Genomic DNA, 11725 nt, shown 5'->3' on the forward strand with positions numbered 1-11725 from the left:
AGCTCATGGAATCGCGGCGCGGATCGCGGCGGGAGGGCTCACGAGGGGGCTCACGAATCACATGGCGTGTGGCGGCTTGCGCTCCCAGCCGGTCTGACGGGCGACGAGGTGGATGGGCAGGCAGTGCGGCAGCCGTACGCGCACTTCAGTGCCAACCTGCGCGCGGCCCGGCGTGTTCGCCGACGCAATCCGCGCGTCGAGCGCCATATCGGCGGCGACGCGTGCGATGAAGTCCCAGGTCGGTCGCATCTCGGCGAGAACCGCGGGGTGCCGCCGGAGTTCGTCAGCGGGATGCCGGAATGCCCATGCTTCCGGACGGCGTTGCTCGACCTCGAACCAGCGGTCCGGATCAGAATCGTCAGGAAAGGCGTGCTCGAACCTGACAGACTCCGCTTGCTGGCTGCTGAGACGAAACACTGCGAAATGGCCTTCGCCGTCGATTTCGCGGAGTGACTGTGCCAGCAGATCGGCGTTCCGAGCGAGGACGTCATCGCGGATGATGCTCGCCCGTTCGTCGATGCGTTTTCGACACCATTCCTCGCTGGCGGTGAACACGAGAGGGATCGTAGGCGTCTCAAATGTCGCTGCCACGTCGAGGAGTTCCGCGCGCTGATCACTGCGGAGGTTTGTGGAGTCGACCACGGTCGTGACTCTGTTTCGCAGACGCTGCCCGAGCATTTCGAGCAGCTGCTTGCGCGCTGCGGAGCTGTTCGACTGACTGGCCGGGTCGTTGCACAATCGGGCGCGAAACTCATCCATCGAGAGGATCTCGGCCGGCGCGAAGTGCCGGTGCGCGAAGGTGCTCTTGCCGCTCCCCTGCAAGCCGACAAGAACAATCAGGACTGGATTGGGGAGGCTTATTTCAAATGGGTCCAAGTGCGGCATGATCGGGTTCTTTCCGTGCTCGGGCTGCGTATATTTCGCTCCGTGCCCGATGCGCTAGTCCGGCCACGCCGGGTTCGGTGCGCCAGCGTGACATCCGGGCGATCAGGGCGTGGAGGTAGTCCACGGCGCGGGCCGAGCTGACAACGGCGAGCGTGGACACGGCGCGGTGGCCGTGGTCCAGAGCGTGTTCGAGGTCCGGCTGGTGCCCCTGCAGGTAGGTGCTGCCGAGGACGCTTTGGCGGATGGCGTACGCCCGGGCGAAAGTGTCGGCAGGCATGGCAGCTAATTCGCCCCAGCGTTGTGCCTCGCGCGGCCGGCCGAGATCTCGGTGGATCTCGATGGCGTCCGAGGCGAGTCGATGCTCGTCGAAGAAGTCGATCCAGGTCGGGTCGTCGCCGGTGCAGGAGCGTGCGGCGTCGAGCAGACGCTCGGCCATGCCGAGTGCGCGGTCAGCCATGCGCGCGTTGCCGCTGCGCGCCCAGATTCGGGCCTCGATCAGCTTGAAGAAGCCCTTCACGCGCGGCGTGGCATGCCCGCCGACGCGGTGGAACGCGCTGTCGGCCATGTCGATCGCGTCGTCGTGGAACCCGCCGAGACTGCACTGCAGGGCCATGCAGGTCAGCACGTAGCCGCCGAGCTGGACGTCCCCCGCGGCGCGGGCTTGACGCAGCGCCTGGATGTAGTGCCGTTGGGCGCTGGCGTGGTCGCCATTGTCGAACGCGGTCCATCCGGCGAGCCGGGCGAGTTGCGCCGTGGCGGTGAACAGCCGGCGCCCGACGACGTCGCTGTAGGAGCCGTGCAACAGCGGAGCGGCTCGTTCCTTCAAACAAACGGCGAGCTGCGATGTTCGCCAGTTCCCGCCCCCGTAGCGCGAATCCCACCGCCGCGCCTGCTCGGCTGTTTCGAGCAGTTCGACGACGTCGGCGTTTCCGACGCTTCGGAAGGCCGCAGGTGACTGGGAGGCTGCGCTGTCGTCAGCCGGGAGCGCCAACCAGCGACGAACCGGTGTGTTGTAGTTGATGACGGCGACCCCGGGCCCGCGCAGGAGGTCGCCGCGATCGACTTGGCTCCAGAGCCGGGTTGCGACTTGGACAGCGGTGCCGAGCTCGCGCGGGAACTCCAGCCCGGTGTCGGAGTCGACGCCAGGATCGTGATCAAGGTCGATCTCGGCCAAGCTGACCGGTCGCCCGAGCCGTTCTTCCAAGACCTGGGCGACCAGCGGCCGGACAGCCTGCGCCGGGAGAGTCCCCCTCTTCATCCAGTTCGTCCAGCTGGTGTGGGTGTAATGCGTCTCCAGACCGGCGGTCTCCGCGAGCTGGTTGAGCCGGAACGCCAGCGACTTCTTCGCCGCACCAGACACCTCGACCAGACGGGTCAGGGCGAGGTTGGGCCGCCGCGTCGCGCTCATCGACTGCGGCGGGACGGCCGCTCCCGCAAGCGGAATTCACCGGGCTGGTCAGCGTTCGCAGGGTGGTGCTCGAAGCGGGCCGACCCTGCAGCGCTCGACAGGTCGGCGGTCTGCTCCGGGTTGACCGCCTCGATCGCGGTGGGCATGAGCTTCGGCCTCCTTCCCCGCCGCCGCGGCCGGTGGCCGGCAGGCTGACTCCGGCCAGTCCAGGACTCAGGTGCGCTTCTTGCTGGCTGGCCGCCTCGACGAAGTTCGTGACCTGCGTCCTCACCGGAATGCATTCGACGTAGAGAAAGCGGCGACCACGGCGCAGGCAGCGTGAAAGTCGCTCATCCGCGCACGCTCGCCGGAGGCGCGCGACGGCGCGTCCGACGAACAGGGCACCCTCGTCGGAGGTCGCTGTCGCCGATCAGGTCAGAGGTCAACTCCGGCTGCATGTCGAATCTTCCAGCATGGGCCGGGGTCGGCAGTGCCCGCTCAGACAGCCTGCACCGCACCGGTCGGCAATGTCCGAGCTCGTCACGACAGAGGCTCGCGGCGGCGAGCTCGAGCGTTTCTGTCGGGCACGTCCAGTCTTCGTGCGGTAGGCCGGGAGGACGGGATCACCGGAGCACTCCGGCGGGATCGAAGCCGGCGAGGATGTGCCATTCGGGGCGAGGTTCGACCAGCGCCCGGTACATCAAGCGCAGCCCGGAGAACTCGTCGCGGCCGTGCAGCCACCGGCGGTTGTTCACCGCGTACCCGGCCCCGGCCTCGAGGCTGAAAGTGATCGTGTGCCGCTCGATGGCAGCGCGCAGGGCGGGCAGCCATCGCTTGGTCTCCGGAGAGAACTGGGCGTGCTTGTCCAGGCGCAGCCGCAGGCCGACCGTCCCGTCGGGCCCGGTTTCGAAGACGTTGCCGACGTATCCGGCACTGAGGCCGAAGTACGCGCCGCGCGGTGCGCTCAGTCCGGCCAGCGCCTCGGGATCGGTGGTCGCGAGGTCGGAGTACACGGCCTGACCGTCGACGAGAACGCAGGCACCGCCGCTCGAAGCGGGGCAGGCGCAGGCCATCACCACCAGTTGCGGCGGCCGGGCCTTGTCGGAGCAGTCGGTGTGCGGGGCGAGGGCTTGGTTGGTGAACCCGGTGCGGCCCGCACCCGGTTGCTCCCCGCGGTCGGTGAGGACGGTGAGGCTGGTCGGGCCGCTGTCGCGGTGGGGCACCACGGTGCCCAGCCGGTCGGCGAGCCCGCGCAGCGCCCGGGGGCCGCGCACGTCGTCGAACAGGGCGACCCCGCGGCGCGCCAGCGCCGCGGCCAACTCGTCCACGCCGCCCGCGGCGGCCACGTCCACGCGGCACGCCGACAGCGGGTCGTCCGTGGGAGCGGCAAGCATCGCGGAGCCTCCTGAGCGAGAGTGAATTCGGTGTGCTCAGCAGACCCGACGCGACCGCCCGTCGTCCACTTACAGTTTGTAAACCCCGCTGGGCTGGCAGGATCGTGCGGCGCTGCTACGGTGCAGCCACACCCCGTTCGCATCCGTTCACGGTGGGAGACCCGTCCGATGGCCGAACCCCTCTACCCGGTGTCGATCAAGGGCGTGCTCGTCCGGGACGGGCGGGTGTTGTTGGTGCGCAACGAACGCGACGAGTGGGAACTGCCCGGCGGCCGGATCGAACCCGAAGAGACCCCCGAGCAGTGCGTGGCCCGGGAGATCGCGGAGGAAACCGGCCTGCGGGTCGACGTCGCGGAGATCCTCGACTCGTGGATCTACCACATCGACGCCGCGGACAAGGACGTGTTCGTCGCGACCTACGGGTGCACCACCGACTCCGACCGGGCCCCGGTGCTCAGCCACGAGCACAACCGGATCGCCGAATTCGCCGAGCACGACGTGCCCGACCTGCCGATGCCAGGCGGCTACAAACGCTCGATCGCCGCGTGGTTCGACCGCCTCCGCACTCTCCAGGCGACCAGGTAGCACCGCTGTGGCCGAGCGGTGCGAACGCTGCGGAACCGCCCTGGGCCGCTACGCCCAGCCCGGCGCCTGCCCCGCCTGCCGCGCCGGCGGCGCGGCGCTGACCGCGCCCGGGCCGAGGCTCGCACCCGGGGTCTGGCTGTGGTCCGACCCGGCTGCTGCGGCCGCCCTGTCGAGCGGGGACCTCGCGATCATCCTGCGCGCCTACCGCGCCGCGAACGGCCTGTCCCAAGCAGCGCTCGCCGCGCTGCTGGGTTACAGCAACTCCTACGTCGCGCTCATCGAAAGCCGCCGCCGCACCCCCCACGACGTCGCAGGCCGCCGCCACATCGCCCGCGCGCTCGGTCTTCCCTTCCACCTGCTCGGCGTCACCGACCCCGACGACGCCGACTTCGCCGCGCTCTGCCACTTCGGCGACGCGGTGGTCCGGCTCGCCGAGATCGCCCGCCAGTCAGGAAGGGTGGTTGAGGCGGTCAACGAACTCTGGCCCTTGGCCGCGAGGCTGGAAGCCCGCGCTGCCGAGGGCCGCCTCGAACGCGAGACCCTGCGGTTGCTCGCGTCAGCACGATTGGCGCTCGGGGTGTCCCTGGGCACCGTCCTGCCCGAGGAACGACTCACCGGCGCCGCGGTCTGGACCGGCAAAGCCCTCCTCCTCGCCCGCCACCTCGACGATGCACCGTTCCTGGCCCACACACTGCGCATGCACGGCAACGAGCTGCGCAAAGCCGGACGGCTCACCGCGGCCGTGGCCCGTCTCGAGCACGCTGCCGCCGTCTCCTGCGAGCCCGCGGGGCGCGGCTCCGCGCTCGCGCTGCTGGCCCGCGCCGCCGGCGACGCCGGGATGAGCGACACGTTCGACGCCGCCGTCGACGGCTGCCGACGGGCACTCGATTCCGGCGCCGAGCACGGGATGCTGCTCAACCCCTTCACCCTGCGCGAGATCCGCGCCCGCGGCCTGCTCGCCCTCGGCCGCCCCGGCGACGCGCTCCGCGTCCTGCGCTCCAGCGGCGCCGACGAGCCAGTCGCCCCGCAGTGGCGGGTGATCGAAAGCGTCACCACCGGAGAGGTCCTCGCCGCCGCAGGCGAGCGCGACGGCTCCGCCGAAGCCCTCCGCGCGGCCATCGCCACCGCCGAGCAGCGACGGCTTCCCCACCAGCTGCAGCGGGCGATCCGCGCCGCCCGCCGCGGCGGGCTGGATTCCGTCGTCGACACCGGCCTCGCCGCCCTACGGCGGCTGCGCGGCCTGCTCTCCCCTACCGCCTGAACCAGCCTGCCGTCGCCCGCGGCCCTTCCGCGCAACTGTGCGCAGTTGCGCGCAGGCACTCTCGCTCCGCGCGTGTGAGCGCACGGCTCCGCACCGGAACCAGGACGCCTGCTGCAGCTGCCCGGGAAAGCGCCGCTCGCGCCCGGGAAAGGCGTCCGAACATCGGTTACCGGTCGCCGCCTGCGCCGCCCACGTGGCAGTACCGCGCGGCCGACGACGAACCGGGTCTGCGCGAACGAATGGTCAACTGTCGGCGGCATGCGGCCCGCTCGCTCTGCTCCCGACAAGCAGGGCGGCATAGCCCGGCGGGACGTACGCCAGCAGGATCAGGTACTCGAGGTGGTGGCGGGCCAGCGCGAGGCAGACGATCGCGCCGGCGCTCACGGCCACGCGATCCACCCGATTCCGCAGTCCTTTTAGGACAGCTCTTCCGGCAGGGTCAGACGGTAGTCGGCGGTGTCCCCGTTGCCGCGATTGGCGAGCAGGCCGTCTTCGCGCGCCAGTTCGCCCATGCAGCTGATGACCGTCATCGCGGTGAACTGGTCGTACACGAGCGTCGCGGGTTCCTCGTCCTCCTCGAGATCCCGGTTCAGGACGCCGGCGACGTGGGTCCCGAAGAACTCGGGTGGGCTGAAATCCAGGATCACGCCGTCCTCGTCGGCCGCGGCGGCCAGCGCCTCCACCATGACCATCTTGACCATGCTCCGCCGCACTGCGAACGGGACTCCCGCCAAATACTCCCCCGGGGCGACGAACCGGACGCCGGGCCGGGCGTGCGCGGCGAGATCCCACGGCACACGCGACGGCCGCAGTTCACGCACGTTGTCAGCCATTCGGCAGCTCCCTTCGGAGTCGGCTCGGAACCGGCGAATCGCCAGGCACATGCCGACCAGGCTGCCGCAACGCGGTGACCGCACCTTCGCCGGGGCACGGCGCGCCAGTCGGGAACCGCCCTGGGCCGCTCGCCCAGGGCGCTGATGTCCTGGTCGCGCTCGGTGATTCGCCGTCGGAGGTGCCCGTTCCAGCTCGCCAGGTCGCAGCCAGAGCTCCCGTTCCAGCACGGCGGTAGCGCTGCTGCTCTTCGACGAACACAGCCACAGCCCTAGCCGGGAAGGCCCGGCCGAGAAGGCAACGCGTCGTCCGAACGACGGCCGTCCGCCGATGGAGACAGGCTGCGGATCGGGTCTCGATGACACACAGTGCGGACCGATCTGCGCGATTCAGCGAACCTTGTCCTCGACGCGATCACCGACGTGGGCGGGGATCACTCGGATCAGGCAGGCGCTTCTGCCGGACTCCGATCCTTCTCACCGGGGCGCGAACCGTCAGCGCTGCCCGGCGGCGCCGGCGCGGCAAGAGCAGCCCGACGTAGAGCGGTCCGACCGCCGCGGCGGCACCGCCGTAGACCGGGCCGATCGCCGGGCTCGCCGGGTGCATCGCCTGGAAGCCGAAAGCCGCATACACGCCGACGACCGCCGCGCCGACCAGCAGCGTCGCGCGCAGAGACCGCGGAGTCCGCGCATCCTTCGCCCGAAGCGCCCACAACCCGGCCAGCGAGGCCAGGTGCAGCGTCGCCGTTCCGACGTAGGCGATGACCGGCGTCATCGGGGCTTGCCCGTGGGTGAGCAGCCAGCCGATGTACAGGCTCGCCGCGACGCCGGACAGCACCACTGCCGCGGTGCTGACGATCAGCGATACCGCCGACAACCGGCCGGATTCGGTCGTGTCCATGAGCGGCCACAGTACGCACCGCCGGTCGGGTTCCTCGACCGAGTGAACCCCCGTGCCGTCCTGACCTCGCACGGCAGGGGCATCGCTCGTTGTCGTTGCCCCGCAACGCAAATCGTGCACACGACACGCGGGGTGCGGTTTCGGCGCGCCACGCCGTCCGCGGGTGGCGCGGCGATCGCGTCGTGAGGCAGGCTGTCGGCTCCGCCGCCGTCGGAGAGGAGCCCCGCACGCCATGACCGAACCCGCCTCGCCGCCCCTGCCCGTTCCCGGACCGGCGTGCTGGACGTGGGGACCGTCGAGGAAAGGGCTCGGCGGCTACGGCGGCACCTGCACGCACGGCCCGATGACGTTCGCCGTCACCGTGAACCGCCGCTACGACAACGGCTGGGAACTGCAGGCCGCCTGCACGCTCGCCGGGGTGAAGACAGCGACGCAGAGCTGGAAGGCCGACAGCCTGTCCTGCACCCCGGACGGCATCGTCTCCGAGGTCGCCGGACGCGATGTCCTGCGCCAGCTGGCCGGAACCACCCGCGCACGGATCGCCGATGCGGCCCGGCTCCTCGAAGAATTCGACGTCCTCCGTCGCGCCGGCGCGACGGAGGACGAGCGGCCCGGGTAGACGGATCAGGACGACTTAGTTGCCGCTTAAGCGGTAGCTGCGCCTGCCCGCTCGGTCCGCGGCACCGCCGCCCGCAACACCGTCACCGACCTGCTCACCCAGAACCGGGTCACCCTGCCCGACATCCAAGCCCTCGCCGCAGGTCGCCGGCAACAGCGACGCGATCCGCGCCTACGCCGGCGTGCTCGACCGCACCGCCGCCGATCCCGGCCCGGACCGGCCGCTGGACGACGCCGTCGGCGACGTGCTGGTTCCCCATGGCGTGCAGCGGAGCTGGCCGCCGTGCTCCAGGCAGGCCCGCACCTGGGAATGCCGGTCGGCGGCGATCATCAAGGTCGGGACGTACTGTCCGGCGGAGGCGGCGTCGCCGACGGCGGCCCTCTCGCTCCGGCCGTCCGTGTCGGCTACCTCTATCCGGTCGCCGACCGCCGAGGCCGAGACCCGGGCCCAGGCCGCCCCGCACTGGTCGCTGATCCGCAGTTCCAGGTAGGCCCGCCCGACCCGCAGGTCGGCGTAGGTCGCGGCGTCCACATCGCAGGCCGTGGGGTGCGCGTCCTGGCCGGTGCACTGGGAACCGCGGCAGCCGACGGTGTAGGCCGTCGATGCCGGCGGGACCGCGGAGGTGCCCAGGACGCCCTGGGGCAGGGCCGCCAACGCCGCAGCCCCGGCCGCGCACGCCGCCGTCGCGGCCAGCGCCCAGATCCGGCGGTCGCGACGGCGGCCGCGCGAAGCAGGCTGCCGCTGCCTGGCAGCCTGCTCCCGGGCAGCGGCCGTCGCGGCCCGGGGCGCGGCGTCGCGGCCGCTCCACCTGGCCTGAGCGCGTTCCCACAACGCCAGCGGCCGCCCGGTTTCCTCTCCTGCCAGCTGCGCGAGCGCAGACACGGCCTGCGCCGGCGGCAGCGCCTTGCCGTTGAGCCACCGCTCCCAGGAGGACTTGCTGAAGTTCGTCCTGTCGCCCAGCGTCGCCAGGCTCAGCCCCGAGCGGTCTTTGAACTCCCGCAGCACTCCCGCCAGGTACGCGGCCTCCGGGGCCAGCGACTCCGGCAGCGGCCGCCACCGCCCCCTCATCCGCGCAGCAGAACCCACGTCTGCGGCCCCACCTTCCCGTCGACCACCGCGCCGGCCGCCCGCTGAAAGTCCTTGACCGCTTGTTCGGTGCGTTCGCCGAACAAGCCGTCGACCCGCCCCGGATCCCTCCCGTGACGCTTGAGCAGGCACTGCACCTCGGCCACGTCCTCGCCGCCGAAATTGAGCACGACCAACTGGGTCGAAGCAGTGCTGTGCCCGGCATACCAGCGGCCGTCCCGGCTGGCGTAGTCGCAGGAGTACCCGGCCGGAGCCACCGCGACCCGAGCCGAGGGCGGCGGCGGACCGCCGGCAGCGGCGAGCCACGCCGCCGCTCCCCCCGCGGCCACAACCGCTCCGGCGGCCACCGCGATCCACGTCCGCCTCCGCCACACGCCAGGCGTCTGCCGATCCGCCGCCTCCGCGGCGGGCTCACGCTCCACGGCGGCGGCGGGCTCCGGTTCGGCCTGCGCCTGCTCGGCCAGCTCCCACAGCGCCAGCAGCCGCGCCCGGTCCGCTCCGGACAGCCCGACCGCCTCGGCGAAGGCCTCCACGACCGGTCGGGGCGGCACCGTCCGGGCGTTGAGACACCGCGTCCACGAGGACCTGCTGTAGGCGGTCCTGCGCGCCAACGCCACCGCGCTGATCCCGGCCTGGTCTTTCAGCTCCCGCAATCGGTCGACCAGGTCCCGCACCTGCGGTGCGGCAGCAGCGGGAAGCGGTTTCCACCGAGTCATCCGGCCCACCCGTCACGTCGACCCCGACACTCTCTATGCACTCTTCCCTTCCTCGGATTTACCCGAATCGAAGCGCGGATGGAAGCCGATTCAACCAGTCGGCGCCCGCGCGAAACCCTGCTTACCTGCGGGAGCCGTCCAAGAAATGTGTCGTCGAGTTTTGCATTCCCGCAGGTCAGCGCGCGGGACGTCCCACAGTGAACCGTTTCGACCGCCCGGTCTGGCGCTGTGTGCCGTGCGCTGCAGACGATGGAATCGCGATGCGGTCCCGCATCGACTCGCATCCCCGGAAAGGAAATTCAGAAATGATCGCACCCCAACGAATCGCTCTCGGGCTGGCCGCTCTGGCTCTCGGCAGCGGGCTTGCCGCGGCGAGCGGCGCCGCGGCGGTCGCTTCTCCAGCCACCCCCGCACCAGCCGCCGCCCCGGCGGACGCCAGCGCACCTACGCCCTTCGGATCGAAGTGCAAAGTGTGGGAAAAGACCGTCAACCGGTTCTCGGGATGGTGCGACGGCCGCGGACCGGCCAGCTACCGCGCGACCATTGCGTGCAGCGGCGGCGGCGGCGAGCACCAGGGCCAGTGGCGCTGGCTCGGCGATCGACGGGGATCCACCGCCTGGTGCGATCCCGGCCATTTCCGGGTCGCGAGCAGGTTCCAGTTCATGACCTGATCGGCGGCCCGCAGCGGTGCGGGGCCGACCCGATCGGATCCGCACCGCACCAGCCCGACCGCCGACCAGACCCCGACCGGCCCGGCGATGCCTGAGCGTCGTCAGCGCCAACCGGCACCTCGGGAAGCACCAACGGCCCCGCTTCTCCTCCTGCTACGAAAGGGACGGACCACCGCCATGAGCACCGTTTCGCGCAAGGCCGCAGCGATCGCGACATCCGCCGTTCTCTCCCTCGCGGTTTCCGCCACCGCAGGCGCGCAGCCAGCCGTTTCCGCACCGGCATCCGGCGACAACCAGCCGAGGACGTCCTCCACAGCCACTCTGTGGCTGCCGGACGGCAAACGGACGGCGGTCGTGTGGAAAACCTGGTACAGGAACGCAAACGGGAAGTACCACGGCCACTACGGCTTCAGCAGCGCCAGCCGCGGCGTGAGCGTCTACGCGGTCCTGTGGACGAGCAGCATGACCCGCTACCTTCCCGCCGAGGGCAAGCGCTATTCCTACTCCAACGAATCCACGGTCCAACTCTTCGCCTGCGACAACGACTACCCCAACGGCGAGGACTGCACGGCCACCTGGTAGCGCCTGCCGCCCATCGCCGGCCGCCGCGGCGGCGATCGCGACTCGCGAGATCGCATCGCAGCAACCCTGCCGGCGACCTCCTCTTTCGTCTGCGCCACCGGAATCTGAACCCCCATCCGAAGAGAAGGGGCACTGCCGAGGCAGGCCTCCCGGAGGCAGCTCCGCTGAGCCGCGCCGGCAGAACGAGGCGCTCAGCCGGCTTTCCGGTCCCGAGCGCCTCCGGCCGCACCACGTCGAAATAGGGACCTCAATCAAATCCGAACAAGAAAAAGGGGAAGAGAACATGCGCATCCACTGGAAAACGTGCCTGAGGGCTTCCGCTCTCGCCCTCGCCGGCGGTGCGATCCTCGCGCCGACGGCCGACGCTGCAGCCGGCAATGCCCCGACCATCCACGCACCCGCCGCGCATCCCGACAAGTACGAGCCCGAGTCGGTGGTCACCGACGCCAAGTGCAAGGGATGGATGAACACCGAGAAGCAGAAATACGACAGGTGGTACGCACAAGGACTCGTTCAGTCCTGGAACGGCCAGGTATGCCACATGATCCTCGAACGGCGCCACGACGGGGACCCGGCATGGACGATCGTCTCCGGCGAACACATCGTCCACGGCCTCGGCACCGCGGACAAGGACCACACAGGCTGGTACTACGACGACGCCGGATACCAGTCGCGGGTCTGCATCTTCAACGAAAGCGGTTCCAACACGTGGAAGTGCGGAAAGGGCATCTGACGATCTGCCGATCGACGGAATTCGCGCCGCTTTCGCCGGGAGGGGAGGTGAGGACAGTCAGTGGTGTGCACGTCC

Annotated in this window: 15 protein-coding genes; 6 read left to right on the forward strand and 9 right to left on the reverse strand. The window is 70.6% G+C overall.

Annotated elements, in window-relative coordinates:
- Positions 1-57: 57 nt before the first annotated feature.
- The 4 genes from SSMG_RS41100 to SSMG_RS43060 all read right to left on the reverse strand — a co-directional run bounded on the left by SSMG_RS41100 (position 58) and on the right by SSMG_RS43060 (position 3666).
- Complete coding sequence (locus SSMG_RS41100) at positions 58-885, reverse strand: AAA family ATPase (protein WP_009086300.1); 828 nt, start codon at positions 883-885, stop codon at positions 58-60.
- Positions 863-2059: a sporulation protein gene (locus tag SSMG_RS41105; RefSeq protein ID WP_234392917.1), complete on the reverse strand. Its 1197-nt coding sequence runs from the start codon at positions 2057-2059 to the stop codon at positions 863-865. Before SSMG_RS41105 ends, SSMG_RS41100 begins: the two co-directional genes overlap by 23 nt.
- Before the next feature lie 230 nt (positions 2060-2289).
- Positions 2290-2439: a hypothetical protein gene (locus tag SSMG_RS45850; protein ID WP_009086304.1), complete on the reverse strand. Its 150-nt coding sequence runs from the start codon at positions 2437-2439 to the stop codon at positions 2290-2292.
- 456 nt (positions 2440-2895) lie between these two features.
- Positions 2896-3666: a TauD/TfdA family dioxygenase gene (locus SSMG_RS43060; protein WP_063632079.1), complete on the reverse strand. Its 771-nt coding sequence runs from the start codon at positions 3664-3666 to the stop codon at positions 2896-2898.
- A 168-nt stretch (positions 3667-3834) separates the two neighbouring features.
- Here SSMG_RS43060 and SSMG_RS41115 point away from each other — a divergent pair, with 168 nt between their 5' ends.
- The gene (locus SSMG_RS41115) at positions 3835-4251 is read left to right on the forward strand and encodes an NUDIX domain-containing protein (RefSeq protein WP_009086308.1); all 417 of its coding nucleotides are present in this window, start codon (positions 3835-3837) and stop codon (positions 4249-4251) included.
- A gap of 7 nt (positions 4252-4258) precedes the next feature.
- The gene (locus SSMG_RS42865) at positions 4259-5512 is read left to right on the forward strand and encodes a helix-turn-helix domain-containing protein (protein WP_009086310.1); all 1254 of its coding nucleotides are present in this window, start codon (positions 4259-4261) and stop codon (positions 5510-5512) included.
- 243 nt (positions 5513-5755) lie between these two features.
- Here SSMG_RS42865 and SSMG_RS45855 read toward each other — a convergent pair whose 3' ends face one another.
- The 3 genes from SSMG_RS45855 to SSMG_RS41130 all read right to left on the reverse strand — a co-directional run bounded on the left by SSMG_RS45855 (position 5756) and on the right by SSMG_RS41130 (position 7243).
- A complete protein-coding gene (locus SSMG_RS45855; RefSeq protein ID WP_158688157.1) occupies positions 5756-5902 on the reverse strand; it encodes a hypothetical protein in 147 nt (48 codons plus the stop codon).
- A 26-nt stretch (positions 5903-5928) separates the two neighbouring features.
- Positions 5929-6345, reverse strand: coding sequence for a hypothetical protein (locus SSMG_RS41125; RefSeq protein ID WP_037719242.1), 417 nt, complete (start codon positions 6343-6345; stop codon positions 5929-5931).
- A gap of 412 nt (positions 6346-6757) precedes the next feature.
- Positions 6758-7243 carry a hypothetical protein gene (locus tag SSMG_RS41130; protein ID WP_037719244.1) on the reverse strand — a complete coding sequence of 162 codons (486 nt, stop codon included), beginning with the start codon at positions 7241-7243 and terminating at the stop codon, positions 6758-6760.
- 232 nt (positions 7244-7475) lie between these two features.
- On the opposite strand from SSMG_RS41130, the gene SSMG_RS41135 reads away from it, so the two are divergent.
- Positions 7476-7862 (forward strand): hypothetical protein, encoded by a 387-nt coding sequence (locus tag SSMG_RS41135; RefSeq protein ID WP_009086313.1) that lies wholly within the window; start codon positions 7476-7478, stop codon positions 7860-7862.
- Positions 7863-8033: 171 nt separating this feature from the next.
- On the opposite strand, the gene SSMG_RS41140 is transcribed toward SSMG_RS41135, so the two are convergent.
- A complete protein-coding gene (locus SSMG_RS41140; protein WP_009086317.1) occupies positions 8034-8930 on the reverse strand; it encodes a DUF2690 domain-containing protein in 897 nt (298 codons plus the stop codon).
- Positions 8927-9664 carry a peptidoglycan-binding protein gene (locus SSMG_RS41145; RefSeq protein WP_009086319.1) on the reverse strand — a complete coding sequence of 246 codons (738 nt, stop codon included), beginning with the start codon at positions 9662-9664 and terminating at the stop codon, positions 8927-8929. The genes SSMG_RS41140 and SSMG_RS41145 overlap by 4 nt, the downstream gene beginning before the upstream one ends.
- A gap of 305 nt (positions 9665-9969) precedes the next feature.
- Here SSMG_RS41145 and SSMG_RS42875 point away from each other — a divergent pair, with 305 nt between their 5' ends.
- The 3 genes from SSMG_RS42875 (at position 9970) to SSMG_RS41160 (ending at position 11650) form a co-directional block, all read left to right on the forward strand.
- Positions 9970-10335 carry a hypothetical protein gene (locus SSMG_RS42875; RefSeq protein ID WP_050788563.1) on the forward strand — a complete coding sequence of 122 codons (366 nt, stop codon included), beginning with the start codon at positions 9970-9972 and terminating at the stop codon, positions 10333-10335.
- Between the two features lie 177 nt (positions 10336-10512).
- The gene (locus SSMG_RS41155) at positions 10513-10917 is read left to right on the forward strand and encodes a hypothetical protein (protein WP_009086321.1); all 405 of its coding nucleotides are present in this window, start codon (positions 10513-10515) and stop codon (positions 10915-10917) included.
- A 283-nt stretch (positions 10918-11200) separates the two neighbouring features.
- Positions 11201-11650 carry a hypothetical protein gene (locus SSMG_RS41160; protein ID WP_009086323.1) on the forward strand — a complete coding sequence of 150 codons (450 nt, stop codon included), beginning with the start codon at positions 11201-11203 and terminating at the stop codon, positions 11648-11650.
- Positions 11651-11725: the final 75 nt, after the last annotated feature.

The organism is Streptomyces sp. AA4 (assembly GCF_000158875.1).
GTDB lineage: Bacteria > Actinomycetota > Actinomycetes > Mycobacteriales > Pseudonocardiaceae > Amycolatopsis.